Below are 25,052 nucleotides of genomic sequence, written 5' to 3' on the forward strand. Positions count from 1 at the left end.
GGGGTCAGGCCGCCGTCAGCACCGAGCCGAGGGTTTCGGAGAGGGCCGCCCGGAAGCTGTCGAGGAACGTGTCCACCTCACGGTCCGACACGTTCAGCGGCGGGGCGAGCCGGATGACGTCCGGCATCACCGCGTTCACCAGGAGGCCCTTGTCCTGGGCCGCCTGCTGCACCTGCGCCGCGAACGTTCCGTTGAGCACGACGCCCAGCAGCAGGCCGGCGCCGCGGACCTCGCGCACCAGCGGGTGGTCCAGGGTCTCCAGGCCGCGCCGCAGCCGTTCCCCCGTCCAGGTCACGTGGTCGAGGATGCCCGTCCGCTCGATGGTGTCCAGTACGGCGAGGGCGCCCGCGCACACCACGGGGTTCCCGCTGAAGGTGGAGCCGTGCGCGCCGGGCGTGAGCAGCTCCGCGGCCGCGCCGAAAGCGAGCGTCGCGCCGATGGGCAGACCGCCGCCCAGGCCCTTGGCGAGGGTGACGACGTCCGCCTCGACGCCTTCGGCCTCGGCCGCGAACCAGCGGCCCGTGCGCCCGATGCCGGTCTGGATCTCGTCCAGGACGAGGAGGGTGCCGGTCGCTGCGGTGATCTCGCGGGCGGCCCGCAGGTAGCCGGGCGGAGGCACGACCACGCCGTTCTCCCCCTGCAGGGGTTCCAGCATCAGCAGCGCGGTGTGCGGGGTGACGGCGGCGCGCAAGGCCTCCACGTCCCCGAACGGCACGTGGCTGACGTCGCCCGGCAGCGGCTGGAAGGGGCGCTGCTTGGCCGGCTGGCCGGTGAGGGCCAGGGCCCCCATGGTGCGGCCGTGGAAGCCGCCGACGGCCGACACCATGTGCGTGCGGCCGGTGAGCCGGCCGATCTTGAAGGCCGCCTCGTTGGCCTCGGCGCCGGAGTTGGAGAAGTAGACCCGGCCCTGGCGCCCGGCGAGCTGCAGCAGGCGCTCGGCGAGGCGCACGGTCGGTTCGGCCATGAAGAGGTTCGAGACGTGTCCGAGTGAGGCGATCTGCTCGGAGACGGCCCGTACGACCGCGGGGTGCGCGTGGCCGAGCGAGTTGACCGCGATGCCGCCGACGAAGTCGAGGTACTCGTTGCCCTCCGCGTCCCAGACCTGGGTGCCCTCGCCCCGGACCAGGGGCAGCAGGGGGGTGCCGAAGTTGTCCATCATGACGCCCCGCCAGCGGCGGGTCAGCGCCGCGTTGCCCGCCCCGGTCAGGTCCGCCGTGTCCGCGCCGTTGCTCATGCCGTCGCTCCCTCGAAGCTCACGTCGTTGTTCACTGCGTACAGGGGGCCCTCATGAGACGCAGAAGCGCTCATGAGGCGTACTCGCTGTTCTCGTGGACGTACTCGGCGGTGAGGTCGTTGGCCCAGATCACGGCGGAGTCCGCGCCCGCGGCGAGGTCCACGGTGATCCCGACTTCGCGGCCGGTCATGTCCACCAGCGTGCGGTCCTCGCCCACCGATCCGTTCTTGCAGACCCACACGCCGTTGATGGCGACGTTGAGGCGGTCGGGCTCGAAGACGGCGGAGGTGGTGCCGATGGCCGACAGGACGCGGCCCCAGTTGGGGTCCTCGCCGTGAATGGCGCACTTGAGGAGGTTGTTGCGGGCGACGGAGCGGCCCACCTCGACGGCGTCGTCCTCGCTCGCGGCGCCCACGACCTCGATGCGGATCTCCTTGCTGGCACCCTCGGCGTCCCCGATGAGCTGCCGCGCCAGGTCGGCGCAGACCGTGTGGACGGCCTCGGCGAACTCGGCGTATTCCGGGGTGACTTCGCAGGCCCCGGAGGAGAGCAGCAGCACGGTGTCGTTGGTGGACATGCAGCCGTCGGAGTCGACCCGGTCGAAGGTGGAACGGGTGGCGTCCCGCAGCGCCCGGTCCAGGACCCCGCTGTCCAGGGCGGCGTCCGTGGTGAGCACGACGAGCATGGTGGCGAGCCCGGGGGCGAGCATCCCGGCGCCCTTGGCCATGCCTCCGACGGTCCACTCGCCGCGGGTGACGGCGGCCGTCTTGTGCACCGTGTCGGTGGTCATGACGGCGACTGCCGCGTCCTCGCCGCCGGACTCGGACAGCCGGGTGGCGGCGCTCTCGACGCCGGCCAGGATCCGGTCCATGGGAAGCGGCACGCCGATGAGCCCGGTGGAGCAGACCGCCACGTCCGCCGCGTCCAGGCCGAGCCGCTCGGCGGCCTTCTCGGCGGTGGCGTACGTGTCCTGGAAGCCCTGCGGCCCGGTGCAGGCGTTGGCGCCGCCGGAGTTGAGCACGACCGCGCGGATCTCGCCGTCGGCGAGTATCTGCCGGGACCACTGGACGGGGGCGGCCTGCACCCGGTTGGAGGTGAAGACGCCGGCCGCGGCGCAGCGCGGCCCGTTGTTGACGACGAGAGCCAGGTCTCGGTTGCCGTTCTGCTTGATTCCTGCGGCGATGCCCGCCGCCGTGAAGCCTCGTGCTGCGGTGACGCTCACTGCATCTCCTTGTTCGCCCAGCTCACGGTGCGACTCCGATCGTGGAAAGCCCCAGTCCCTCGGGCAGGCCGAAGGCGGCGTTCATGCTCTGGAGGGCACCGCCCGCGGTGCCCTTGGTGAGGTTGTCGATGGCGCTGATCGCGATGATCCGGCCGACCGCCGGGTCGAGGGCCACCTGGATCTGCGCGGCGTTCGATCCGTACACGGCCGCGGTGCTGGGCCACTGCCCCTCGGGCAGCAGCCGTACGAACGGCTCGTCGGCCAGGGCCTTCTCGTACGCGGCCCGTACGTCGTCCGCACCGACCCCGGGCCGCGCCGCGGCGGAGCAGGTGGCGAGGATGCCGCGCGGCATGGGGGCCAGGGTCGGGGTGAAGGAGACGGCGACCCGGCGACCCGCCGCGGCGCTGAGGTACTGCACCATCTCGGGCGTGTGCCGGTGGCCGCCGCCCACGCCGTACGGCCGCATGGAGCCCATGACCTCGCTGCCGAGCAGGTCCGCCTTGGGCGCCTTGCCGGCGCCGGACGTGCCGGACGCCGCGACGACCACCGCCTCGGGTTCGGCCAGTCCCGCCGCGTACGCGGGGAACATGGCCAGCAGGACGGCGGTCGGGTAGCAGCCCGGCACCGCGATGCGCTTGGTCCCTGCCAGCGCAGCGCGGGCTCCGGGCAGCTCGGGCAGGCCGTAGGGCCAGGTGCCCGCGTGCGGCGTGCCGTAGAACGTTTCCCAGTCGGCCGCGTCCGCGAGGCGGAAGTCCGCGCCGCAGTCGATGACGAGCGTTTCGTCACCCAACTGCTCCGCGACGGCGGCGGACTGGCCGTGCGGGAGGGCGAGGAAGACGACGTCGTGCCCCTTGAGGGCGTCGGCGGTGGTGGGCTGTACCTCACGCCCGGCCAGCGGAGCCAGGTGCGGCTGCAGCGCGCCGAGGCGCTGTCCCGCACTGGAATGCCCGGTCAGAGCACCGATCTCCACTTCAGGGTGCGCCAGGAGCAGGCGTAGGAGCTCGCCCCCCGCATATCCACTCGCCCCCGCCACGGCTGCTCGCACTGTCATGAACCCTCCCGATGTGACACACATGTCCTTCTCACGCGATCCGGGCCCTGTCACCCATCGCGTTCGCCGTACATACGACAGCCTCGGAATTGATTGCGGCTCGAAGGCACGGCTCACAGGTGCCGGCCCGCACCACGCCAACGGCTCGTCGTGCGGGCCGGCGTCCTGGTGTCGCCGGGTGTCTCGGTCGGGGAGGGCGCCCTCGTGACCTGCCTCGGTGTGCGCGCTAGGGCGCGGTGCAGTACTCGGCGTTGAGAATGGTGAGGAGGTCGTCCGGTCGCCAGTCGCTGTTGTAGTTGAACGTGAGCTGGTGGCCGGCGTCCTCGGTGGTGGCGACCAGGGAGAGCCAGCCCACCGTGCCTCCGTCGCGGTACCAGATGGTGGTGCCGCAGCCCAGCGTCAGCCGCTCGAGGCCGAGGCCGTAGGACGAGAGCGGGAAGTCGGGGTTGACGACGGTCGTCTTCATCTCCGCCAGCTGCTTCGGCGGCAGCAGCTTCCCGCGCATCAGGGCGCTGTAGAACCGGTTCAGATCGGCTGCACTGGAGATGATGTCGAGGTTGCCCCAGGTCTGCGACCCGTTGACCTCGGTGACGTCGTCGATCTTGTCCGGCTGCGTCTGGAAGAAGAGCTTGGAGTAGGCGCGGCTGCTCGGCTGGGGCAGGTTGACGCCGTTGCCGGGGGTGGACGTCGCCGTGAGCCCCAGGGGCTCGATGATGCGCTTGCGCACCTCGTCCTCGTACCGCTTGCCGCCGACCTTCTCGACGATCATCGCGGACAGGATGTCGTTGGTGTTGGAGAACCCGTGCCGGGCGCCGGGCTGGAACACCGGCGCGTGGGAGAGGGCCACCTCCACGCGCTTGTTGTGCGGCATGGTCTCGTACCGGTGCTGGAGGTAGCCGTCGCCCAGGACGTACGTCGAGACGTAGTCGGCGTCGGCGAAGTAGTCGGACAGGCCGCTGGTGTGGTTGAGGAGCTGTCGTACGGTGATCGCGCGGCCGTCGTTGCCGTTGCCCGTCACCACGCCCGGCAGATGGCGCTCCACGGTGTCGTCGAGGCTGAGCTTCTTCTCCGCCTCCATCTGGAGGAGGACCGTCGCCACGAAGGTGGCGGTGACGTGCCCGACGCGGAACCGGTCGTTCTTGCCGCGCGGTGCACCCGTCTTCATGTTGCCCACGCCGGATGCCGACTTCCAGATGCCGTTGGCATCCCGCGCTTCGACCGTGATGCCGGGGATGCCGGCGGCTACGGCCGCGTCGATCGCGCGCTGCGTCGCCTGGTGGTCGGCCGCCTTGGGGGCCGTGTCCTCCGCTGCCTGGGCGGGAGCGGTGAAGGCGGTGGCCATGATCGCGAGTGCCGCCAGACCGACCACGCCGACCCCTGGTCGCTTCCGTATCGTCATCTTCATTCCCCGTCCTGAAGGTCGTCCGAATTTGGCTGATGCGGTACTTGTGCGGTCCTTCGGCGAAATCGAACCACGGCATGAAAATACCTGCCCACTGGTTCTTTTTCGACATTCGGGCGGCCGAATTACGTGCACAAGCAGGCTCATTGACGTCCCGCGGCCGCGGACTCGGGCGGGAAACAGAGCCGTGGCCGGCAATTAATTCCGGTCGGGATTGGAAATGCGGTCGCGCTTCGTCCTGTCGACAGGACACCCGTGCGGCCGTTCGAACGCCGCTCCGGTACCGCTCCAGCCCGCCCCGCGAAACTTCTCGCCGGTTATATACACCCTTCTGATGGAGGCATGATGGCACGTCAGGCCGGTCTAACCACAGGGCCGCATGGCGGCCCGGCAGCCGCTCCCCCGCAGCCCCCGGCACGGCAGCCGCGCATTGCGGGGGCCGCGCCGCGCCGGGGCCAGGTGCTGACGACCAAGGTGGGCCTGCAGATGCCGACCGGGATGGCCTACGACGAGTGGGAGCGGGCCGGGCGCCAGCTCGCCGGCGTCCTCGACTCGTCCTCCTGGTGGCTGGGCGACTGGCTGAGATACGGCAAGGACCACTACACCGACCGGTATCAGCGCGGGATACAGGCCGTCGGCCTCTCGTACCAGACCCTGCGCAACTACGCATGGGTCTCACGGCGCTTCGACTTCACCCGGCGCCGGCCCACCCTGAGCTTCCAGCACCACGCCGAGCTGGCCTCCATGCCGGTCGAGGACCAGGACCGCTGGCTCGACCGCGCCGAGCAGGGGCAGTGGACCACCAAGCAGCTGCGCGGCGCCATCCGCGCCGCGCGCCAGGGCGAGCAGCTGCCCCGCACTCCCACCGAGCCGAGCCGCCGTCTGGAGGTCCCCGGCAGCCGTGTCCAGTGGTGGCACAAGGCCGCGGAGCAGCTGGGCGTCGACTTCGAGCAGTGGGTGATGACCACGCTGGACAGCGCGGCCGCGAGCGCCCTGGACGACCTCGCCGAGCAGACCCGGCCCGTGGCCGTCAGCGCCTGAGTCCCCGGCGCCGAGGCCTTCGGTGCGTCAGGACAGCTGGCTCATCAGCCCGGCGGTCTCGCGCTTGTACGTGCACGCGCTCTGCCCGAACGACTCCCGCACCCGGTCGCGCACCTCGTCCGGCTGCTCCTGGCTGAGCTTGAACATGCCCTCGGCCCCGGTCACCGTGAACCGGAAGGCCCCCACGGCGGGCGCGATCTTGCGGAAGTAGCCGAGCGACTCGGTCATGTCCCAGCCGTTGCCGAACCGCCCCTCGAAGGCGCGCACGGTGGACTCCACCACGCTCAGCGTCTCGTCCATCGAGTCGATCTTCTCCACCACGCCCCGGACGTGCACCGCGGTGAAGTTCCAGGTCGGGGCGGCCGGCGTCTTCTCGTACACCGTGGGCGACACGTAGGAATGCGGACCGGTGAACGTCAGCAGCAGGACGCCGCCCGTCTCCAGCGCCGACCAGTGCGGGTTCGCCCGGTTCATATGTCCGAGCAGCGTGGCACCCGGCAGCTCGCCGGACCAGTCGCCGGACGTCTCGGGGTCGAAGATGACCGGGAGGTGCGTGGCGAACGGACCGTTCTCGGGGCTGCCATTGGCCACCGCGAGCGCCAGTGGATTACCACGGATCAGGTCCACCATCCACGAACTGTCCGGTTCGCGGTAAGAGCTGGGCACGAACATTCGGATACACCCTTTCGACAATTGGCTCAGGGCATGACCCTGGCTCAGGGCATGACTGATCGCATTACTCCGGACACGGGATACAAGGGCCATCGGCCACCGGCCGCGTCACGCGAAGATCTTGATAATCCGCGCCGACCATATCGCCGTCCCGTCGACAGGACAAAGCCTTCGGATAATCGAGCGACTCAAGAAGTCCTCAAAACAGCCTTCAGGCCGTCTTCAAGTTGCCTTGAGATACTCTCGGGAGCAACACTGCAGAACGGTCTCTCGGGCCACCGGCCGAGTTTTCCAGACGCAAGCGGGAGAAATTTCTATGGGCATAACTGGCAGGCGCAACCAAGAGATCTACGACGTGGTCGGCATCGGCTTCGGCCCGTCCAACATGTCGCTCGCGATCGCCTTGGAGGAGCACGGGGCGAGCGCTCCGCAGCATCCGGTCAAGTCCCATTTCTTCGAGCGACAGCCCTCGTTCGGCTGGCACCGGAACATGCTGCTGCCGTCGACGACCATGCAGATTTCATTCCTCAAGGACCTCGCGACCTTCAGGAATCCGATGTCCCGGTTCAGCTTCATCTCGTACCTGCACGCCTCCAACCGGCTGGTGCAGTTCGTGAACAACCAGGACTTCTTCCCGACCCGGCACGAATTCCACCAGTACCTGGACTGGGCGGCCGCCGGCCTCCGCGACAAGGTCACCTACGGCGCCGAGGTCACCTCGATCCGGCCCGTCACCGAGGCCGGGTCACGGACGCCCAACCTCCTCGAGATCGAGGTGCGCAGCGGCGACGGCACCACCAGCGTGGTCACCGCACGCAACGTGACCATCTCGACGGGCCTGGTGCCGCGCCTGCCGGAGGGTGTGACGTCCGACGAGCGGGTGTGGCACAGCTCGGAGTTCCTGGGCAAGTTCAACGCCCAGGCCTCGGGCGACCTCAAGAGCGTGGCGGTGGTCGGCGCCGGCCAGAGCGCGGCCGAGATCACCCGGTTCCTCTACGACTCGCTGCCGCACGCACAGGTCTCCGCGGTCATCCCGTCGTACGGCTACTCCGTCGCCGATGACACCCCGTTCGCCAACCAGGTGTTCGACCCCGACGCGGTCGACGAGTACTACTTCGGCACCGAGCGGGCACGGGACGCGTTCTGGCGCTATCACCGCAACACCAACTACTCGGTGGTCGACGCCGACGTCATCCGGGCCCTGTACCAGCGTTCGTACGAGGAGCAGGTGCGCGGCGGCAGCCAGCGGCTGCACTTCCGCAACCTCACCCGGGTCGCCGAGGTCGAACGCGTCGGAAGCGGGGCGCGGGTGGTCCTGCACTCGCTGCTCGACGACCGGACGGAGGAGCTGGCCGTCGACGCGCTGGTGTTCGCCACCGGCTACGACGGCCTGGACCCGGCCCGCCTGCTCGGCGACTTCGACCAGCACTTCCAGCGCGACGCGGCGGGCAGGCACCGGGTGGAACGCGACTACCGCCTCGTCACCGCATCGGGACTGACCTGCGGCGTCTATCTCCAGGGCGGCACCGAGCACACCCACGGCATGTCGTCGTCCCTGCTGTCGAACATCGCGGTACGCAGCGGCGAGATCGCCGATTCGATCGTGCTGCGGCGCACCGAGCGGGAGCTGGACCTCAACCATCCCGTGGCGGAAGCGTCCTCGGCCGCCTGACGCGGCACACCGTGGGGTGTGCCCCGGTGCTGCGGCTGCAGCACCGGGGCACACCCCACGGCGGTTCCGGGCCGTGCCCGGTCAGCTCACGCGGCGTCGGCGACCATCGCGTCCCGCAGGCTCTGCGGCCGCAGGTCGGTCCACTTGTCCTCCACGTACGTGAGGCACTTGTCGCGGCTCTCCTCGCCGAACACGATGCGCCAGCCGGCGGGAACCTCGGTGAACGAGGGCCACAGCGAGTGCTGCTGCTCGTCGTTCACCAGAACGTAGAACCGGCCGTCGGCGTCGTCGAACGGGTTGCTGCTCATCAATCCACTCCAATTCAAGCCGTCCACGATTCACTTTCGAGCAGAAAATGAATCATCATCCATCGGTGGGATGGAGTTGGCGAGACCGCCAAGCCAGATCATGCACGTTTCGGGAACCCGTGGAGGCCTGCGGGACCCATTACCTCGATATCTGCCGTCCACTGTCCTGTTGACAGGACGTGTCCCGAAAGCGGGACACACTCATGTGGCAGAATCGGTCGCCTTTTCGAGCGAGTCGACTGGAATCGGCTTCCGTCGGCCCGCGTCCGCGCGCGATGATTACGGCACAAGCACAGCTCGGGCCGAAATGTATTCACCATCCCAAAAGCCCGCAGCACAGCCAAGTGTTTTCGTGCCGTTCTCGAGCGCACGTCCACCGGCCATCGGGGCCCGGCCCGTCGCCGGGGTCTTCCACAGAAGGAGTCGTGCCAATGACCGCCACCGCCAGCATGCACCCGGCCATGGCCATGGCCAAGGCCCAGTCCATCGGTGACGCCCTGCCGTGGCTGGCCCGCCACCAGGGCCGGACGGTCGTCATCAAGCTGGGCGGACACGCCATGGTCAACGAGGAGCTCACGGCGGCCTTCGCCCGCGACATCGTCTTCCTGCGCTACGCCGGGCTGCGGCCCGTGGTGGTGCACGGAGGAGGCCCACAGATCGATGCCGAGCTCGCGCGGCGGGGCCTGGAGCGCGAGTTCAGAGCCGGGCTCCGCGTCACCTCGCCGGCCGCGATGGACGTGGTACGGATGGTCCTCGCCGGCCAGGTGCAGCGCGAACTGGTCGGGCTGATCAACCGCTTCGGCCCCCTCGCCGTCGGTATGACCGGCGAGGACGCGGACACCCTCACCGCGGTGCGGCACGTGCCGTGGATCGACGGGGAGCCGGTGGACGTCGGCCGGGTCGGCGACATCACCCGCGTGGACACAGGCGCCCTGGACAGCCTGCTGGCGGACGGCCGGATCCCGGTGGTCTCGCCGCTCGCCCGCAGCGCCGAGGACGGCCTGGTCTACAACGTCAACGCCGACACCGCAGCGGCAGCGCTCGCGACCGCGCTGCGCGCCGAGGCGCTCGTCATGATGACGGACGTCGCGGGTCTGTACGCGGGCTGGCCGCACAGTGACGAGGTCATCCAGCGGCTCACGGCCTGCGAGCTGGAGAAGCTCCTGCCGGAGCTGAGCGACGGCATGGTGCCCAAGATGACCGGTTGCCTGCAGGCCGTGCGGGGCGGCGTGGGCGCGGCCCGGGTGATCGACGGACGGGTCCCGCACTCGGTTCTCCTCCAGATGTTCACGGACGACGGGGTCGGCACGGTGATCGTGCCGGACCCGGACGAGGCGGAGATCCTGCGGTGAGCGATCAGCAGCGACAGCGAACGACGACACGCGAGCGAAGGGGAGGGCACCGCCGGTGACACGCACACCTCGGGAGCTCACGGTGGTCCCGCCCCCCGCCGGCCCGCCCCGGCACGGTCCGCCCGACGGACTCGTCCGCCTGCGGTTCGCCGATGCGATCGCGCTCGAACGTGCCGCCGCCGCGTTCGGCGCCGGATCGGGCCCGGGCCTCGGCGAGGCCTGGAGCGACCCGGCGACGCTCACCCTCCAGATCCCCGCCGACGCCGGCATCGAGACCCTGCGGACCGTGCTCGCGATCCTCGACGCGGCAGCGGTCACCTCGGAGTCGCTCACCGTGCACACGCACGAACTCGACGACGTCTTCGCCGCGTTCACCAGCCTGCCCTGAGATCCGGGCGGGGACCGTTGCCGGCCCCGCCGGCCCCGCCGGCCGCGCATGAGCGCAGCAGGGCCACCGCCGGCCGATGCCCAGGAGCACCGGTCGGCGGTGGCCTCTCAACGCCGTGTCACGACAGTGGCTCAGGCCAGGTCGTCGCGGATCACCCGGCGGTGCGCGATGCGCCACTCGCCACGGCTGCGGACCAGGACGTCCTCCATGACGCACACGTACAGGACCTTGGAGCTGCCTCCGGCCGGCGTGGCGCACACCAGGGCCGAGCAGCGGGTGTGCAGCGATCCGTCCGCCCCGGGCTGTACGTCGAGCATGCCGACCCAGTGGCTGAGGGGGCTGCCGGACCGCCGTTGCGCGGCCGCGCCGGCGCGCTCGTAGCGGGCGAGCCCGGTGCGGGCAGGCACCGGCTCGGTCAGGGAAGGCAGTTCGAGGACGGCGTCCTCGGTGAAGGTGCCCGCCCATCGCTCGGTGTCGTGCGCGTCCAGGATCTGCATCTGGAGGGCGTAGAACTGCTGCGCCTCCGCGTACAGGGCGGCGAACTCCTGCCCCTGGAGCGTACGTTCGGCAGTGGACACCATCTCGACGGTCATGATCCAAGCCTCCAGGGAATCCGTACTCGGTACGGACAGTCTTTGAGGCGCGGATCGAGCATCCTTCAAATACTCCTCAAGCACTCCCGCCGGCTGCGGATGTGCGACGAGGGGCCGGTCCGGCGGCGGGCTGTCACAGGGCCCAGGGCAGCACGCGGGTGCCCTCGGTGCCGGGCACGGAGACCACGCCGTCTGCGCGCATGGCGACGTGGGCCTCGGCCGCCTGCGGGGCGTGGACCTGACGGAGCGCTTCCGGCGGCAGGACGAGGGTCTGGCCGGCGGCGATCTTCTCGGTGCGGCCTCCGCAGGTGACCTCGAGGACGCCGGCGGTCACCGTCCAGACCTGCTCGCGGCTGACGGAGTGCTCGGGGCCGCTCCGGCCGGCCTCCATCGCGACGGTCCAGGTGCTGAGTTCCGTGCTCCCTCGGCTGGGAGCGGCCAGGCCGGTCATACGGGCGTTCGGGGACTCGGTGACGTTCTCGGCGGTGGGGGTGATCACGAGCATGGCGGGGTCCTCCACGGTCTGTGCGGGCTCGTCGGGGGTGGCCCATTCGACGAGCTGGACGACGATTCCGTTCGGGTCGGTCAGCTGGAACAGCCGCTCGCCCCAGGGTTCTTCGCGCAGCGGCATGGTGACCGGGGCTCCGGCCTCGCGCAGGCGCCGCTCCTCGGCTTCGATGCCGGCGACGGTGAGCGCGAAGATCAGGCCCGTGGCCTGCCGGTCACGCTGCTCGGGCGGCAGCACTTCGCTGCCGCGGCGCAGCAGCACGATGTCGGCGGCATCGTCGCCGCGGGTCAGGGATGCGAAGCCGTCGGTGGCCATGGCGACCGCATAGCCGAGGTGCGTGCAGAAGAAGTCGCGGGAGGCGGCCACGTCGGCGACGGTGAGGGACAGGGTGGAGGCGGTCACGTTCAAGGTGTTTCCTGCCGGGTTGGCCGCGCCGGGTCCGGGCGCTGCATCGCGTGTACGGGTGCTCAGCGGGCGCTGCTCTCGTCGGCGGCCTTCGTGTAGGTGAGGATCAGGTTGCCGCCCTCGAACACATGGCTGTCCGTGAGGCGGAAGGTGTGCGGCGAGAAGTCGGCGCGGAAGAGCGGGATACCGCTGCCGGCCACGACCGGGTACTGCTTGACGATCAGCTCGTCGATCTCGGGAAGCAGCTGGCCGGCCAGGTCGGCGCCGCCGCAGAGCCAGATCCCGAGCCCGTCCTCCTCCTTGAGCTTGCGGACCAGGGCGACCGGGTCCTCGGCGGTCACCTCGACGGCCGGGTCCGGGCTGGTGGTGAGCGAGCGGGAGAGCACGATCTGCCGCAGGTGGGCGAACGGGCTGGTGAGACCGGCGAGCACGCCCGGGGCGTAGGTCGCGCGGCCCATGAGCACGGTGTCGAAGCGGGTGTTCGGCACGTCCTCCGCGACACCTAGGGCGGCGCGGCCCGCGGTCGGGAGGGTGTCCGCGTACTCGGCGGCCAGGTGCGGGACGTAGTCCTCGGTGACGTGCGCCATGAGGAAGTCGAAGCCGCCGTCAGGGGCGGCGATGAAGCCGTCGATGCTGGCGCCGACGAAGTAGGTGAGCTTGCGCATCCAGTTCCGTTCACTCGGGATAATTTTGCGACGGACGTAACTTTATGCTGGACCACTTCAGTCGGTCAAGCGTAATTTTGCTATGGATGTAAGATTTCCCCATGGTTACCGAGATGGGGCTCCGTGAGTCCAAGAAGCAGGAGACCAGGCAGCTGATCTCCGACTGCGCGACCAGGCTCTTCATCGAGCAGGGCTTCGAGCAGACCACCATCGCCGAGATCGCCGCCGCGGCACGCGTGGCCAAGAAGACGGTGACCAACTACTTCCCCCGCAAGGAGGACCTGGCCCTCGACCACCACGAGGCGTTCACCGAGGGCCTGGCCCGGACCGTCGCCGAACGCGGGCCCGGAGAGGAGCCGCTCACCGCCCTGGGCCGGACGTTCCGCACCGCCCTGCTGGAGCACAGCCCCGTCGTCGGATTCACCGGCCCCGCCTTCGCCCGCATGGTCGCCGACAGCCCCACCCTCACCGCCCGGCTGCGCGAATTGCACGACCAGCGGGAGGAAGCACTGGCCGCAGCCCTGACGGCCGCGACCCCGGGGCACGCCCCGGCCATCGCGCCCCGGGCCGCCGCCGCCCTGATCGCCGCAGCAGACCGCCTGCTGTTCCGGCGCATCCAGGAGCTCACCCTGGCCGGCTGCACCGACGACCGGATCGAGGCCACGCTGCTCCCGGAGACCGACCTCCTGCGCGCAATGCTCGGCGCTGCACTGCAGGCGGGCCCTGTCACACGCCTGTGACAGTCGGCGGACACCGTCGTGAAGGTGCGAGCGCAGGATTTTAAGCAGGACAAACCGGACATTCAGCTACATGTCCACCTGCTTCCGAGGGCGCGAGCAGAGATGACCGATCCGATCCGTCGGAGGGAAATCCCATGAGCCTCACCCTCACCACCCCGCAGACCGAGACCACCGCCCTTGCCCTCGCCCCCCGCGAGCAGGAGGCACTGGGCCACATCGCCGCCGGCCGCACCTACCTGCAGACGGCCCGCCACATGGGACTCTCCAAGCACACCGTCGACGCCTACCTCCGCCGCATCCGCGCCAAGCTGGGCATCAACAGCACCGCCGAACTGACCCGACTGGCCATCTCCCTCGGACTGTGACCCCCTGAACAGAGACAGGAACGGCTGAACAGAGACGAGCGGACCGTCTCCTTGGTCACCGGCGGCAACAGGGGCATCGGACGGGAAGTGTGCCGGCAGCTCGGCGCGCTCGGGCACACCGTCCTGCTGACCGCTCGTTCCCTGCCCGCTGCCGAGGAGGCAGCGGCGGCGCTCCGCGCCGAAGGAGCGGACGTCCACCCGGTGGCCCTCGACGTACGGGACCGGGCGAGTGCCGAGCAGGCCGCGCGCGAGACACGCGAACGCTTCGGGCGGCTCGACGTCCTGGTCAACAATGCGGCCATCGCGTACGACACCTGGCAGCGCGCCGCGACGGCCGACCTCGACGTGGTCGCCGAGGCCGCCGACACCAACCTGTACGGTCCCTGGCGCACCACGCAGGCCTTCCTCCCGCTGCTGCGGGCCGGCCGGCACGGGCGGATCGTCAATGTCAGCAGCGAAGCGGCGTCCTTGACGAGCATGGGCGGCGGGACCCCTGCCTACACCGCCTCCAAGGCCGCCCTGAACGCCCTCACCCGCATGCTCTCGGCCGAGCTGCGCGGCGACGGGATCCTGGTGAACTCCGTCTGCCCCGGCTGGGTCGCGACCGACATGGGCGGCCCGGGCGGCCGTCCCGTACGGGAGGGGGCGGCGGGGATCGTCTGGGCCGCCACCCTCCCGGACTCCGGGCCCACCGGCGGATTCTTCCGCGACGGCCTTCCGCTGCCCTGGTAGGCCGTCCGACGGGTGGCGGCCGGGCTCCGGTCGATCATCGGGGAGCGGCGGCTCAGGCCCGCACGGCCTCGGCCAGCACCGGGCGGACCCGGGTCAGCATCAGGTGCAGGAAGCGGTCCGGGTGGCGGAACGACGCGAAGTGGCTCGCGTCCTCGATCAGCGCGAACTCCTTGGCCGGGGCCTCGACCTCGTCGAAGAACGCCCTGGCGCGGCCGGCCGGGGTGATGACGTCCCGGTCGCCCTGAAAGACGAAGAACGGCAGCTCGAAGCGGGTGCCGTCGGCCCGGTCGTCGAACGCGGCCAGGGCGGGGGTGAGCTGCTCGGAGAACTTCATGCCCGCGAAGTACTGCCCCAGCTCGCGCAGCGAGTGCAGTGGCGAGAACCACAGCGACCCCAGCACGACCTTCTTGAGGGTGTCGAGCGTCAGGGGATCTGAGGCCACGGTCAGCTTGTCGTACGTGGCCCGCTGCTCGGCGGTCAGGCGGTGCGGGTCGCCGCCCATCTCCGCCACCGCGGCGGCGTCCTTGTCCTTGCCGTCGGCGCGCAGCCGGGCCAGGAACGCCTCGTGGACGGAGGTGTCGCGGCCGGCGTCCAGGATGTTCAGGCGCGGCCCGAAGCCCTCGCTGAGCCACCATGGCGCTGTACCGCTACGTCCCCGGCAAGGCCGAACTGCTCGACCTGATGGTCGACGCCGCCTTCGGACCGGCTCCCGACGTCGCCGGCGTGCCGGGGGGCTGGCGTCCGCAGCTGGACGCGTGGGCGGTCGCGTGCTGGGAGCAGTACCGGCGCCGGCCGTGGATGGTGGCCGCCACCGGGATGCGCCGGCAGCTCATGGGGCCCCGTCAGCTGGCCTGGCTCGACTCCGCCTTGGCCGCGCTGTCAGGGACGGGGCTCCCGTACGCACAGCAGCACGCGGCCTTCCTGCTCGTCGTCGGGCACGTCCGCAACCTGGCGCAGCGGCTCGTCGACGACGACGAGGAAGGCCGTCAGGAGTGGAACCGGCTCACGGCGGACGTGTGGAAACGGCACGGCGACCGGTTCCCGGCGCTGACCGCGGCCATCGCCGGAGGGGCCTTCACCCCGCACGGCGACGATCCGCTCGAGTTCGGGCTCGAGCGGATCCTGGACGGCATCGCCGCGCTGATCGGGGACGGTGGGGAGGAACCTACGACGCCCAGGCGCCCGGCGCGATGAAGGACGGCCGGGGGCGCAGGGGCAGCTTCTCCACCTGGGCCTGCGCCTGTGAGGCCGCCTCCGGGGCCTGCGCCTCGTGCCGGAGCCGGATCCGGGAGGCGAGGAGCACGGCCAGGGCCGCGACGTCCTCGGCCGTCGGGTTGCCCTTGGTGATGCGCATCGCCGCCAGTGCCAGGGCGGTCCTGTCGTCGGCGGTCACAGCGGGATGTTCCCGTGCTTGCGGCTCGGCAGCTGGGCGTGCTTGGTGCGCAGCATGTCGAGGGTGGAGATGAGGCGCGTACGGGTCTCGGCCGGGTCGATGACGTCGTCGACGAGGCCGCGTTCGGCCGCGTAGTACGGGTGCATCAGCTCGGCCTGGTACTCCTTGATCTTCTGCGCGCGGGTGGCCTCGGGGTCGTCGGAGGCGTTGATCTCGCGGCGGAAGATGACGCTGGCCGCGCCTTCCGCGCCCATGACGGCGATCTCGTTCGAGGGCCAGGCCAGGGCGACGTCCGCGCCGATGGAGCGGGAGTCCATGACGATGTAGGCACCGCCGTAGGCCTTGCGCAGGATGAGGCTGATGCGCGGCACGGTGGCGTTGCAGTACGCGTACAGGAGCTTCGCGCCGTGCCGGATGATGCCGTTGTGCTCCTGGTCGACGCCGGGCAGGAAGCCGGGTACGTCGATCAGGGTGACCAGCGGAATGCTGAACGAGTCGCAGAACTGGACGAAGCGGGCCGCCTTCTCGGACGCGTGGATGTCGAGGACGCCCGCGAGGTGGGCCGGCTGGTTGGCGACGATGCCGACGACCTGGCCGCCGAGACGGGTCAGGGCGCAGACGACGTTCCGGGCCCACTGGGCGTGGACCTCGAAGTAGTCCCCGTGGTCGGCGATCTCCTCGATGACGTCGCGGATGTCGTACGACTGCGTGGGCTTGCCCGGGACCAGGTCGAACAGGCGCTCGCAGCGCCGGTCCACCGGGTCCTCGAGGTCGCCGGCAGGGGCGGGTTCACGGTTGTTGGAGGGCAGCAGGGACAGCAGGTGGCGTACGTCCTCGAGGCAGCTCTGCTCGTCGTCGTACGCGAACGCGGCCACGCCCGAGGCCCCGACGTGGCTGTCGGCGCCGCCGAGGTCCTCCATCGTGACGGATTCACCGGTGACCGCCTGGACGACGTCGGAGCCGGTGATGAACATCTGCGAGGTGCCGCGGACCATGAAGACGAAGTCCGTGAGGGCGGGCGAGTAAGCGGCGCCGCCCGCACAGGGGCCGAGGATGACGGAGATCTGCGGGATGACCCCGGAGTTGCGGACGTTGCGCTGGAAGATGCCGCCGTATCCGGCGAGCGCGGTGACGCCTTCCTGGATGCGGGCGCCGGCGCCGTCGCACAGGCCCACGACGGGGGCCCCGACCCCCTCGGCCAGGTCCATCAGCTTGTGGATCTTCTCGGCGTGGGCCTCGCCCAGCGCGCCGCCGAAGATGCGGAAGTCGTGGGCGTACGCGAAGACCGTACGGCCGTGGACCTTGCCCCAGCCGGTGACGACTCCGTCCGTGTAGGGCTTCTTGTCCTCCAGGCCGAAGCCGGTGGCGCGGTGCCGGCGGAGCTGCTCGACCTCGTTGAACGTACCTTCGTCGAACAGGAGCTCGATGCGCTCGCGGGCGGTCAGCTTGCCCTTGGCGTGCTGGGCGGCGGTGGCTCGTTCGCCGGGGCCGGCCTCGGCCAGCGCGCGTACGGCGTGCAGTTCCGCCGTGCGCTCGCGCAGGGACGCGAAGCGGACGCCGTCCTCGTGGTGACGGGCGGACGGCGAAGGAGTGAGCCCGTCGTCCGGTGCGAGCACGCTCTCCAGTGGTCTTTCCTCGACGATGCTCATACGGGCCCTTTCGACACAGAGGCACCGGGTCCGGCCGGTGTCGCGTCGTCCAGCATCGACCGCGGTGCTACAGCCCGGCTCGAATTCCGTAGGGGGCCGCTCGCGCCGCAGGCGGGGCGGGGGCCGGACATGCCTGTGCCCCGCTGCCGGGGCGTGGGTGTTCGGGCAGCGGGGCAAGAGGAGCGGCATGCTCCCGGCCGGGGGGTTGACCGGTGGCCGGCCGCAGGACCGACTCTCCTCCGGAGAACTCGGACCCGCCTACAGCGGCGGTGTGGCTGCGGTGGTGCCGCTGGACGGCCCAGCGGTCAGGCCCGGTTGAGGAGACCTGCCACCGTCGTCAGGAAGCCCTCGTCGAGCATCGTGGAGACGGCGGTGTCGCGCGAGGCGCCCAGGCCGGTGTCGTGGCAGGCGATGCTGACCAGGTAGCGGTCGAGCACCGGGTACGTGCCGAACGCCCACTCCCCGCGGGCCGCGGGGGTGCCGTCCGGGGCGAGCAGGCCCGCGTCGCCCCCGCTGCCGGTCGCGAAGCCGAACTCGGAGAAGCCCAGCCGCAGTCCCTGGCCGAGCGCCTTGGTGTAGGCCTCCTTCAGGGTCCACAGCCGCAGCATCGCCGCGGACTGCTCCGCCTCGGGCAGCGCCGCGAGTTCGGCCTGCTCGCCGGCGGTCAGCACCTGGTCCTGCAGGAGGCGCAAGGAGAGCCTGCGGTCGGCGGGTTCGGTGTCGATGCCGATCCTGCCAATGCGGCTGATGCCCACGGCGATCAGGTCGTCGGTGTGGGTCAGGCTGACGTCGATCTGGTCGAAGCCGCGCAGGTACGGACGGCCGCCGATCTTGTACGCGAGGTCCAGGTCGGCGGGGTCGACGCCGAGCGCGGCCGCCGCCGTGTACTTGACCGCCAGCCGGGAGGCGACGAAGCGGTAGCGGATCGTCGGGTCGACGGTCTGCCGGTAGCGCAGCCAGTCCCGGCCGAGCAGCGGGCGCAGCGCGGGTTCCGCGAGCGCCGCGGTGAGCCACTCGCCCCAGGTGGTGAACACCGAGGCGTTCCCGCGCAGGGCCATGCCGTCCCCCACCTCCTGCCAGGGGCCGGCCGGCCCGGTGACGTGGACCGGAGTGGTGATGCGCTGTGCGTCGTCCGTCATCGGGCTGTCCTTCCCTGGCGCTGGATGTGCTGGATGTACTGGATGTCCTGGACGGGGAACACATGATGCTGGGCTGCCGTGCCGGGGCGGGGCGGCTGGGTCACTGCGCGAGTTCCGTCGCGTCGAGGTCGCAGCTGCGGCCCGAGCGGTAGCGGCGCATCAGCTCCTCCAGCACCTGCTCGAGGCAGCCGTCGGGCAGATCCGGCACCGGGATGCCGAGCCGGCCGCCGAGCCGGGAGAGCGCGAGTACCGCCCAGGCGGGGGCGGCCAGGAAGGGATCGCTGCCGTCCTGGCCCTCCCAGGTGCCGAGGACCGAGGCGGCCGCGAGGACCAGGGCGTAGCGGTCGCTGAGCACGCACAGGGCGGGGTCGGACAGGGCGGCGGGGGTGCCGTGGGCGGGGATGGCCCGGCAGCGTTCGCGCAGGGCGCGCAGTTCGGTGACGAACCCCTCGGCGAGGTCGGCGAGGACGGCCAGCTGGCCCCCGACCCCGCGTACCCCGGCCAGCCGCGCGGCGGACTCGACGAGCGAGGCGGCGAGGAAGTCGCCGCCGTCGGCGATGCCGAGCAGCCGGTAGTCGAGGGCGGGCAACGCGGCCCCGGTGCGGAACAGCTCGGGCGGCGGCTCCTCCTCGCGGAACCACGCGCGTTCGGCGAGGGTGCGCAGCTGGGGGACGATCACGGCCTGGCAGGCGGCGGTGCCCGCGTGCCCGAGGCCGGCCACGGGCAGGTCGCGTCCGAGCTTGTCGAGGGCGCCGTACGCGGCGGTGCCGCGCTGGTAGCCGCGGGAGCCGAGGACGGTGGCGAGTTCCTCGAGGTCCTCCCGCAGCAGGTCGGGGACCACGTACTTGACGGCGGCGGCGAGCACGTGGGTGCGATCGGGCAGCAGGCTCAGGGCGCGCAGGGCGACGGTGGCCATGCTGTCGCAGGCGAGCATGTCGGCGAAGACCCCGGCGAGCGGCTTGTGCCAGCGGCGGGCCAGGGGACGGCTGCGGCCGGTGGTCGCGGCCCGTACGGCGGAGTGCAGGACGGTGTCGACGGCGGCGACGGCCGTCGAGGCGATGAGGCAGCGGTTGACCTGGTACGTGCGCAGGGCGAGGGCCACTCCTTCGCCGGGGCGGCCGACGAGCGCGTCGCCGGGGACGGCGCAGTCGGTGAACTCCAGCCCGGAGAACAGGTTGCCGCGCATGCCGGTGGTGGGGACCCGGGGCAGGTGGTTGATGCCGCGGAGTTCGGCCGGGTCCACGAGCAGCACGGAGTGGCTGTACGGGGTGCGGGCCGGGTCGGTGCGCGCGTAGACGACGTACGCCTGGGCGCGGGCGGCGTTGATGATGACGTCCTTGCGGCCGTTGAGCTCGTAGCCACCGCCCGGTGCGGCGCCGGCGGTGAACTCGTCGCGCAGGATGTCGTTCGCGTGCGCCATCTCGTGGTGGACGATCGAGGCGCGGCCGCCGCCGAGCAACATGTCGGCGGTGAACCTGCGCTGGGCCTCGGTGCCCGCCGCCCAGACGGCGGAGGTGGCGAAGAGCGAGGTGATGCCGAAGCCGAAGCCGAGGGCGAGGTCCCGGCGGAAGACCGGGCGCAGCACCTTGGCCAGGTGGTCGGCGCGGGTGAGCCGGCCGCCGTACTCGGCGGGCACGAACTCGGCCCCGAGGCCGGCCTCGGTGAGCAGCTGCTCGGTGGCCTCGGGCGGTTCGCGCCGCTCGTCGGCAGCGAACAAGGCGCCCAGACCGTGCGGGTTGGCAGGGTCGTAGGGGTCGCCGAGCTGCGCCTCGAGCCGCGCCGCGCGCCGCAGCGGGGCGATGGGCTCGGCATGTCTGGTGGCGGGGTCCGCGTGGATCTCGGTGGTGGCCATGGTCGCGGGATCAGCTCCTTCGTCGCGGGACTCGCCGTTGCTGGTGGTCCGGGGCTGGTCCGTCCGTCTGCACTGCATAGCCTCACGGGAGTTGCTCGACACCCGCTCGAGCCTTCGTACAGCCGGGCACGTGAGTTGCCGGAGGCCGCCGGGGGCGGCGGCTTCCGGCGGGCGGTCTGCCTCAGACCTGGGGCGTGGCCTCGGCGAAGACCCTGGGCCAGGAGATCGGGTGGCCGTGGTCGTGGAGGCGGCCGAGGGAGGCCAGCACGGAGTCCACTTCGCTGCCGAGGGCGGTGCTGCGCGCGTCGGGTCCGCAGGGGTGGGTGCGGTGGAATCCGGCGGCTTCGAGGGCGCTCTGCGCGGCCGCGGGCGAGGGTGTCGCACGGGCCTGGCGCAGGAAGTATTCGGCGGTGAGGGTCCGCTCACCGGTTCGGGGACCGAGCAGGTCGCCGGTCGTTGCGCAGATCAGGGTGAGGTCGGGCGCGTTGATGCGGCAGCCCTTGGCCACCCGGAGGAACCGCTTCTCGGAGGCGGCGCGGGTCTTGTGCGGTGCATCGCAGGGGGCGAGCCGTCCGCGGGCGACCACGAGGCGCGCCGCGTCGTCCAGGTCGAGTACGCCGGCCAGGTACGCCGCGGAGATCTCGCCCGCCGCGTGTCCGGCCACGGCCCGCGCCTCCATGCCCCAGGTCTCCCATACCCGGAACAGGGCGACCTGGTAGGCGAACAGGGCGGGCTGGGCGAACGCGGCGTCCCTGATCAGGGCGGCGTCCACCCCCTCCCGGGGGGCGAACACGACGGCGGCCAGCGGCAGGGGCAGCCAGAGGTCCAGAGCCTCGGCGACCTCGTTCCACGCCGCGGCGAAGGCGCGGAAGGTGCCGTAGAGGTCCCGGCCGAGGCCGGGCAGCAGCGGGCCGTGAGCGGTGAACAGGACGGCCTGGTCCGCCGCCCCGCCCGCCGGTGCACCGGGCGCAGGGCCGGCCCTGTCGGCCGGGCACGGAGCGGAGGAGGCGCGTCCTACGGCCCTCGGCGGCGCGGCACCCGGTCCTGCGAGCAGGCTGCCCGAGGAGCGCTCATCGGACACCGGGCACCGCCTCCGTGATCGCGCGGCGGTCCTTCGGGGCAGGGCACTCGTCGCTGTGACCGTGCACGGTCGGCTTGTTGAGGAAGGTCACCATGGTCGCTCTCCTCGGCTCTGCTCGGGGTGTGGGGCAGCGGGGTGCCGCTGCCCGGGGGTGACGACTGCTGTGCACACGGTCCGCGGTGGGGCTCAAGGAATCTTCGAACGTCGCTCGAGAAATCCCGCAGGCACGGCACGGGGCCGACGGACCGGAGCGTGCCACGGCTGCGCGGCCGGACCGGGGCGCCGCTCCGGTCAACGCGCCGCCACGGCCTCGGTTTTCGGGCCGCCGGCCCCCTACGATGCGTGCGCCGAGTGGGCTGGCGCGTTCAGCCTGGCCGGCCGGCCGCGGCCTTCAGGGTGCGCGCGAGGTCGCGCGCCGAGGCGGGACTCCCGTCCGCCGTGCCCGCGATGGCCACGAGCGGAGGCAGCCAGCCGTGGGCGGCGATGCGCTGCGCCACCTCGTACGCGACGCTCCCGCCTCCGGAGAAGCAGCCGAGGAGCAGCGGTTCGCCGGCCGCGAGCGCGGGTCGTACCGCGGCCAGGCAGGCCGCCGTATCGGTCGGGGAGGTGACCGTGGTGAGCGCCTCCGGGCCCGGATAGGCCTGTACGAGGGCGTCGTAGCAGGCCTCGGTCGCGGCCGGCGGCGGTACGAGCAGGATCGTGCCGGCATCGGGCCGCGCGGCCGCGCGCAGCGTGCGCAGACCGCCGCCGGGCGGGACCGGGGCGGGCGCCACGGGCCCGGGCACCGGCAGGCCGTCCAGGATGTGCAGGACCTCCCCGACGCCGGTCGTGCCGTCGACGAGCACGGGGAACTCGCGCAGCAGCCGCGCGGTGCGGGCGAGCGCCGCGGCCGCTTCGGGATCCGCGATGCGGGTCCGGTCGTTGACCGCCGTCAGCAGCAGGGCGCCCTCGGCGTCGTGGTACGCGCCGATGGCGATGGGCTGGGGCGTGTGCGGGCCCACGGCCTGCGGCAGGTCCACCCGGACGCCCTCGGCGTCGAGGTCGGTCCAGAGCGGGTCCCGGCCGTCCGGGGCGGGCGGCGGGCCCTGCGGGGCCTCGAAGGCGACGACCGAGTCCGTGAGTTCGTCGGGGACGGCCCGCCCGCTCCACTGGTGGACCTGGCCGGCCGAGACCCACTCGTACGCGGCCGCGCCCAGGGCCCGGTCGCGCAGGTCGGCCAGCAGGCGCTCCATCGGGGCCGTGGGGTCCACGTCGACGTGGACGGGCAGCGCGCCCCGCAGCGGGGCCGGGATGCTCGCTGCGCCCTCCAGGGCGATACCGCGGCCGGAGACGGCCATGCCGAACGCGACGGGCGCGGGCGCCGGGCCCGATCCGCCGTCCCGGTACAGCAGCAGCGCCCAGGCCGCGTGCAGCGCCGTGCTCTCGGTGGCGCCGAGCCCGGCGGCCCAGTCACGCAGCCGGGCGGCCTCGTACGGGGTCAGCCGCTGGCGCGCGAGCCCGTGGCCCCAGCGGGCCCTGTCGCCGGCGGGCAGCCCGGCCGCGGTCGGGCCGGGCAGGGTGCGGGAGCCCGCCGGGGGTGTGGCGGCGGACCAGAAGTCGCGGGGCGGGGTGAGGTCCTGGTCGCCCAGCCAGCGCAGGTGGTCGCGCACATCGGGGCGGCGCTCGCCGCCGGTGGTACGCCCCTCGGCCAGGTAGGCGCGGTAGAAGGCGCGCAGCAGCAGGCGCACGCTCCAGCCGTCGAGCATGGCGTGGTGGTAGGTGAGGAGGATGCGGGTCGGCCCGGCGGGTCCGGCCTGTTCGTCCAGGAGCGCGATGCGCAGCAGCCCGGGCCGGTGCAGGTCGAAGGCGCGCAGCCGCTCGCTCACCAGCAGGGAGTGCCAGTCGGCGGATCCGTGATGGTGGCGGACGAGCTGCGGTGAGCCCTGCCGGTGCACGGCGACGCGTGGGGCGGTCCCGGGGCCGTCCGTACGGGCGCGGTCGGTGAACGCGGCCCGCAGCACGGGCTCCTGCAGGAAGACGGCCTGCCAGGCGGCGTGGAACCGCCCGGTGTCCAGCGGCCCGTACCAGCGCCAGTGCAGCTGCTCGACGTGCAGGCCGGCGCCGGGCCTGCCGACGAGGACGTCGAGGAGCACGTCGCGCTGGCGCGCGCTGGCGGGGAGTCCGCCCGCGGGATGCACGGCCGGGCTGTCGAAGGGGCCGGGTGCGTCCTGCCCGCCGGCTTCCTCCGGGGCCAGGCCCTCCCACGCGGTCCGCGACGCCTTCGCCTGCGCGGGCGTCTGCCGCGGCCGGGCTCCGGGGGCGGTCAGCAGATCGGCCACCGTGCCGGCCGGGGAGTGCTGCGGGGGCAGGTGCAGGGTGTGGTGCGTCGCGGTGTGGCGGCGCAGGGTGGGGGTGCCCGAGGGCAGCGCGGCGAGGGCCGCCGCGAGGGCGTCCTCATCGAGGGGACCGCGCAGGTCCAGCGCCGGGGCGAAGCCGGGCGCGATGACCACGGTCATGGCGACGCTCATCCACTCCCCCTCGTCTCGGCGCTCGCCGGGCGGCGGCACAGTTCAAAGGGGTCGAGTATGCGTGGCACACCCACGTTTCGCTGACGCGCCGCTGACACGCCGCCGGAGTCCCGCCGGACACCCCCTACAGGCTGCGGATGGCGGTCTCCGCGTACCGCTTGGCGAGGTTGAGCGTGGCGGTGCTGTTGCGGCCCAGCGCCTCGCGTACGTACGTCCTGGCCTGTGCGAGGTCCGCGCCGGGGCCCAGGACCCGCTCGACGGCCTCCTCCCGCAGCAGCACGCTGTGCTGGGAGACCGCGGTGACGCCGGTCTCGTCGGGGATCAGCGACCACTCGCCGGCGTGCGCGGTCATCAGGGCCGGGGTCGTGGTCTGCTTGTAGACGATGCGGCCCGCGTGCGGGAAGCACACCCGTACGGACTCGGTGGTGTGCACCGCTCCGTCGGAGGTCACGGTGTCCATGCTCAGCAGCTGGACGCCGGGCTCGTCCTCGGTGACGGCGACGCGGGAGACGTGGGGGACGCGCTCCGGCCAGTCGGCGACCCCGTAGAGGAACTGGTAGACCAGGTCGGCCGGTCCGTCGATGCGTACGGAGTCCTCGAAGGACAGCAGCAGGCCGTCGAGCCGGGTCCAGCGCTCCGCGGCCTCCTTCAGCTGCGCCAGCTCGGCACGGCTGTTGGTGTCCGTGGCCTGCTTGGTCCAGTCGACGTCCGCGGGCCGGTCGCCGGCGACCGCGAAGTCGTGGAGCAGCGTCAGCCGCGAACGGTCGGCGCCCCGCGGCTCCACGATCCAGCTGCCGCCCATCGCGACGACCGGCGCGGCGGGGACCTCCTGGCGGAAGTCGATCCGCAGCCGGGGCGCGTCCAGGGTGCGGCGCGAGAGCCAGGACCTGACGCTCCCGTTCGCGGTGACCCACATGTGGAACCGGTCCTGGATGCCGTCGAAGTCGAGCCGCTCTACGTGAATGCTGGGCGGGATGAACAGCGGCCACTGCGTCGTGTCCGCGATCAGGCCGTAGACCACACCCGCGGGCGCGTTCACATCCACGGCATAGGACGTCCGGTGCACTTGCTGGACAGACAT

Annotated in this window: 25 protein-coding genes; 8 read left to right on the forward strand and 17 right to left on the reverse strand. The window is 71.8% G+C overall.

What is annotated here, in order from left to right; translation table 11 throughout:
- Nucleotides 1–4 precede the first annotated feature (4 nt).
- The 4 genes from AB0M76_RS22900 to AB0M76_RS22915 all read right to left on the reverse strand — a co-directional run bounded on the left by AB0M76_RS22900 (nt 5) and on the right by AB0M76_RS22915 (nt 4,906).
- Nucleotides 5–1,234, reverse strand: coding sequence for an acetylornithine transaminase (locus AB0M76_RS22900; protein WP_365954635.1), 1,230 nt, complete (start codon nt 1,232–1,234; stop codon nt 5–7).
- 70 nt (nt 1,235–1,304) lie between these two features.
- Nucleotides 1,305–2,456, reverse strand: coding sequence for a bifunctional glutamate N-acetyltransferase/amino-acid acetyltransferase ArgJ (gene argJ, locus AB0M76_RS22905; RefSeq protein ID WP_365954636.1), 1,152 nt, complete (start codon nt 2,454–2,456; stop codon nt 1,305–1,307).
- A gap of 22 nt (nt 2,457–2,478) precedes the next feature.
- Complete coding sequence (gene argC, locus AB0M76_RS22910) at nt 2,479–3,507, reverse strand: N-acetyl-gamma-glutamyl-phosphate reductase (protein ID WP_365954637.1); 1,029 nt, start codon at nt 3,505–3,507, stop codon at nt 2,479–2,481.
- Between the two features lie 226 nt (nt 3,508–3,733).
- Complete coding sequence (locus AB0M76_RS22915; RefSeq protein WP_365954638.1) at nt 3,734–4,906, reverse strand: serine hydrolase domain-containing protein; 1,173 nt, start codon at nt 4,904–4,906, stop codon at nt 3,734–3,736.
- A 348-nt stretch (nt 4,907–5,254) separates the two neighbouring features.
- Between AB0M76_RS22915 and AB0M76_RS22920 the strand changes: the two genes are divergently transcribed.
- Nucleotides 5,255–5,950 (forward strand): LmbU family transcriptional regulator, encoded by a 696-nt coding sequence (locus tag AB0M76_RS22920; RefSeq protein WP_365954669.1) that lies wholly within the window; start codon nt 5,255–5,257, stop codon nt 5,948–5,950.
- Between the two features lie 27 nt (nt 5,951–5,977).
- Here the strand turns inward: AB0M76_RS22920 and AB0M76_RS22925 are convergent, their stop codons facing one another.
- Nucleotides 5,978–6,622: an FMN-binding negative transcriptional regulator gene (locus AB0M76_RS22925; protein ID WP_365954639.1), complete on the reverse strand. Its 645-nt coding sequence runs from the start codon at nt 6,620–6,622 to the stop codon at nt 5,978–5,980.
- 316 nt (nt 6,623–6,938) lie between these two features.
- Here AB0M76_RS22925 and AB0M76_RS22930 point away from each other — a divergent pair, with 316 nt between their 5' ends.
- Nucleotides 6,939–8,294 (forward strand): lysine N(6)-hydroxylase/L-ornithine N(5)-oxygenase family protein, encoded by a 1,356-nt coding sequence (locus tag AB0M76_RS22930; protein WP_266674298.1) that lies wholly within the window; start codon nt 6,939–6,941, stop codon nt 8,292–8,294.
- Nucleotides 8,295–8,380: 86 nt separating this feature from the next.
- Here AB0M76_RS22930 and AB0M76_RS22935 read toward each other — a convergent pair whose 3' ends face one another.
- Nucleotides 8,381–8,602: an MbtH family protein gene (locus tag AB0M76_RS22935; protein ID WP_053788244.1), complete on the reverse strand. Its 222-nt coding sequence runs from the start codon at nt 8,600–8,602 to the stop codon at nt 8,381–8,383.
- Between the two features lie 431 nt (nt 8,603–9,033).
- Here AB0M76_RS22935 and argB point away from each other — a divergent pair, with 431 nt between their 5' ends.
- Nucleotides 9,034–9,954, forward strand: coding sequence for an acetylglutamate kinase (gene argB, locus AB0M76_RS22940; protein ID WP_365954640.1), 921 nt, complete (start codon nt 9,034–9,036; stop codon nt 9,952–9,954).
- Nucleotides 9,955–10,009: 55 nt separating this feature from the next.
- Nucleotides 10,010–10,342 (forward strand): hypothetical protein, encoded by a 333-nt coding sequence (locus AB0M76_RS22945; protein ID WP_365954641.1) that lies wholly within the window; start codon nt 10,010–10,012, stop codon nt 10,340–10,342.
- 131 nt (nt 10,343–10,473) lie between these two features.
- Here AB0M76_RS22945 and AB0M76_RS22950 read toward each other — a convergent pair whose 3' ends face one another.
- From AB0M76_RS22950 to AB0M76_RS22960, 3 genes are all read right to left on the reverse strand, one after another.
- Entirely contained in the window at nt 10,474–10,935 is a 462-nt protein-coding gene (locus AB0M76_RS22950; RefSeq protein WP_365954642.1) for a nuclear transport factor 2 family protein, read from the reverse strand.
- A gap of 133 nt (nt 10,936–11,068) precedes the next feature.
- Entirely contained in the window at nt 11,069–11,845 is a 777-nt protein-coding gene (locus AB0M76_RS22955) for a VOC family protein (protein WP_365954643.1), read from the reverse strand.
- Between the two features lie 65 nt (nt 11,846–11,910).
- Entirely contained in the window at nt 11,911–12,513 is a 603-nt protein-coding gene (locus tag AB0M76_RS22960) for a dihydrofolate reductase family protein (RefSeq protein WP_365954645.1), read from the reverse strand.
- A gap of 113 nt (nt 12,514–12,626) precedes the next feature.
- Here AB0M76_RS22960 and AB0M76_RS22965 point away from each other — a divergent pair, with 113 nt between their 5' ends.
- The 3 genes from AB0M76_RS22965 (at nt 12,627) to AB0M76_RS22975 (ending at nt 14,350) form a co-directional block, all read left to right on the forward strand.
- Nucleotides 12,627–13,253 (forward strand): TetR family transcriptional regulator, encoded by a 627-nt coding sequence (locus tag AB0M76_RS22965; protein ID WP_365954670.1) that lies wholly within the window; start codon nt 12,627–12,629, stop codon nt 13,251–13,253.
- A gap of 134 nt (nt 13,254–13,387) precedes the next feature.
- Complete coding sequence (locus AB0M76_RS22970) at nt 13,388–13,618, forward strand: helix-turn-helix transcriptional regulator (protein ID WP_266669313.1); 231 nt, start codon at nt 13,388–13,390, stop codon at nt 13,616–13,618.
- Nucleotides 13,619–13,642: 24 nt separating this feature from the next.
- The gene (locus AB0M76_RS22975) at nt 13,643–14,350 is read left to right on the forward strand and encodes an SDR family oxidoreductase (RefSeq protein ID WP_365954671.1); all 708 of its coding nucleotides are present in this window, start codon (nt 13,643–13,645) and stop codon (nt 14,348–14,350) included.
- A gap of 52 nt (nt 14,351–14,402) precedes the next feature.
- Here AB0M76_RS22975 and AB0M76_RS22980 read toward each other — a convergent pair whose 3' ends face one another.
- Nucleotides 14,403–14,861, reverse strand: coding sequence for a hypothetical protein (locus tag AB0M76_RS22980; RefSeq protein WP_365954646.1), 459 nt, complete (start codon nt 14,859–14,861; stop codon nt 14,403–14,405).
- Between the two features lie 122 nt (nt 14,862–14,983).
- Between AB0M76_RS22980 and AB0M76_RS22985 the strand changes: the two genes are divergently transcribed.
- Complete coding sequence (locus tag AB0M76_RS22985) at nt 14,984–15,544, forward strand: TetR/AcrR family transcriptional regulator C-terminal domain-containing protein (protein WP_365954647.1); 561 nt, start codon at nt 14,984–14,986, stop codon at nt 15,542–15,544.
- Here AB0M76_RS22985 and AB0M76_RS22990 read toward each other — a convergent pair.
- The 7 genes from AB0M76_RS22990 to AB0M76_RS23020 form a co-directional block, all read right to left on the reverse strand.
- Nucleotides 15,516–15,743 carry an acyl-CoA carboxylase epsilon subunit gene (locus AB0M76_RS22990; protein WP_365954648.1) on the reverse strand — a complete coding sequence of 76 codons (228 nt, stop codon included), beginning with the start codon at nt 15,741–15,743 and terminating at the stop codon, nt 15,516–15,518. The genes AB0M76_RS22985 and AB0M76_RS22990 overlap by 29 nt on opposite strands.
- On the reverse strand, nt 15,740–17,392 hold the full coding sequence (locus AB0M76_RS22995) for an acyl-CoA carboxylase subunit beta (RefSeq protein ID WP_365954649.1): 1,653 nt from the start codon (nt 17,390–17,392) through the stop codon (nt 15,740–15,742). The genes AB0M76_RS22990 and AB0M76_RS22995 overlap by 4 nt, the downstream gene beginning before the upstream one ends.
- Before the next feature lie 305 nt (nt 17,393–17,697).
- Nucleotides 17,698–18,531: a 4'-phosphopantetheinyl transferase superfamily protein gene (locus AB0M76_RS23000; protein WP_365954650.1), complete on the reverse strand. Its 834-nt coding sequence runs from the start codon at nt 18,529–18,531 to the stop codon at nt 17,698–17,700.
- 100 nt (nt 18,532–18,631) lie between these two features.
- A complete protein-coding gene (locus AB0M76_RS23005; RefSeq protein ID WP_365954651.1) occupies nt 18,632–20,383 on the reverse strand; it encodes an acyl-CoA dehydrogenase in 1,752 nt (583 codons plus the stop codon).
- A 181-nt stretch (nt 20,384–20,564) separates the two neighbouring features.
- A complete protein-coding gene (locus tag AB0M76_RS23010) occupies nt 20,565–21,464 on the reverse strand; it encodes an acyltransferase domain-containing protein (protein WP_365954652.1) in 900 nt (299 codons plus the stop codon).
- 365 nt (nt 21,465–21,829) lie between these two features.
- Complete coding sequence (locus tag AB0M76_RS23015; RefSeq protein WP_365954653.1) at nt 21,830–23,971, reverse strand: condensation domain-containing protein; 2,142 nt, start codon at nt 23,969–23,971, stop codon at nt 21,830–21,832.
- Nucleotides 23,972–24,095: 124 nt separating this feature from the next.
- Nucleotides 24,096–25,052, reverse strand: coding sequence for an aromatase/cyclase (locus AB0M76_RS23020; protein WP_365954654.1), 957 nt, complete (start codon nt 25,050–25,052; stop codon nt 24,096–24,098).

This window comes from Streptomyces sp. NPDC051364, from assembly GCF_040682115.1.
In the GTDB taxonomy this organism is placed as follows: Bacteria; Actinomycetota; Actinomycetes; order Streptomycetales; family Streptomycetaceae; genus Streptomyces.

Excerpts from the sequence above, each read along its gene's own strand:
- AB0M76_RS22900 (WP_365954635.1), bottom strand. The coding sequence starts at position 1,234 with ATGAGCAACGGCGCGGACACGGCGGACCTGACCGGGGCGGGCAACGCG.
- argC (WP_365954637.1), bottom strand. The coding sequence starts at position 3,507 with ATGACAGTGCGAGCAGCCGTGGCGGGGGCGAGTGGATATGCGGGGGGC.
- AB0M76_RS22915 (WP_365954638.1), bottom strand. The coding sequence starts at position 4,906 with ATGACGATACGGAAGCGACCAGGGGTCGGCGTGGTCGGTCTGGCGGCA.
- AB0M76_RS22920 (WP_365954669.1), top strand. The coding sequence starts at position 5,255 with ATGGCACGTCAGGCCGGTCTAACCACAGGGCCGCATGGCGGCCCGGCA.
- AB0M76_RS22925 (WP_365954639.1), bottom strand. The coding sequence starts at position 6,622 with ATGTTCGTGCCCAGCTCTTACCGCGAACCGGACAGTTCGTGGATGGTG.
- AB0M76_RS22930 (WP_266674298.1), top strand. The coding sequence starts at position 6,939 with ATGGGCATAACTGGCAGGCGCAACCAAGAGATCTACGACGTGGTCGGC.
- AB0M76_RS22935 (WP_053788244.1), bottom strand. The coding sequence starts at position 8,602 with ATGAGCAGCAACCCGTTCGACGACGCCGACGGCCGGTTCTACGTTCTG.
- argB (WP_365954640.1), top strand. The coding sequence starts at position 9,034 with ATGACCGCCACCGCCAGCATGCACCCGGCCATGGCCATGGCCAAGGCC.
- AB0M76_RS22950 (WP_365954642.1), bottom strand. The coding sequence starts at position 10,935 with ATGACCGTCGAGATGGTGTCCACTGCCGAACGTACGCTCCAGGGGCAG.
- AB0M76_RS22960 (WP_365954645.1), bottom strand. The coding sequence starts at position 12,513 with ATGCGCAAGCTCACCTACTTCGTCGGCGCCAGCATCGACGGCTTCATC.
- AB0M76_RS22965 (WP_365954670.1), top strand. The coding sequence starts at position 12,627 with ATGGGGCTCCGTGAGTCCAAGAAGCAGGAGACCAGGCAGCTGATCTCC.
- AB0M76_RS22970 (WP_266669313.1), top strand. The coding sequence starts at position 13,388 with ATGAGCCTCACCCTCACCACCCCGCAGACCGAGACCACCGCCCTTGCC.
- AB0M76_RS22985 (WP_365954647.1), top strand. The coding sequence starts at position 14,984 with ATGGCGCTGTACCGCTACGTCCCCGGCAAGGCCGAACTGCTCGACCTG.
- AB0M76_RS22995 (WP_365954649.1), bottom strand. The coding sequence starts at position 17,392 with ATGAGCATCGTCGAGGAAAGACCACTGGAGAGCGTGCTCGCACCGGAC.
- AB0M76_RS23000 (WP_365954650.1), bottom strand. The coding sequence starts at position 18,531 with ATGACGGACGACGCACAGCGCATCACCACTCCGGTCCACGTCACCGGG.
- AB0M76_RS23005 (WP_365954651.1), bottom strand. The coding sequence starts at position 20,383 with ATGGCCACCACCGAGATCCACGCGGACCCCGCCACCAGACATGCCGAG.
- AB0M76_RS23015 (WP_365954653.1), bottom strand. The coding sequence starts at position 23,971 with ATGAGCGTCGCCATGACCGTGGTCATCGCGCCCGGCTTCGCCCCGGCG.
- AB0M76_RS23020 (WP_365954654.1), bottom strand. The coding sequence starts at position 25,052 with ATGTCTGTCCAGCAAGTGCACCGGACGTCCTATGCCGTGGATGTGAAC.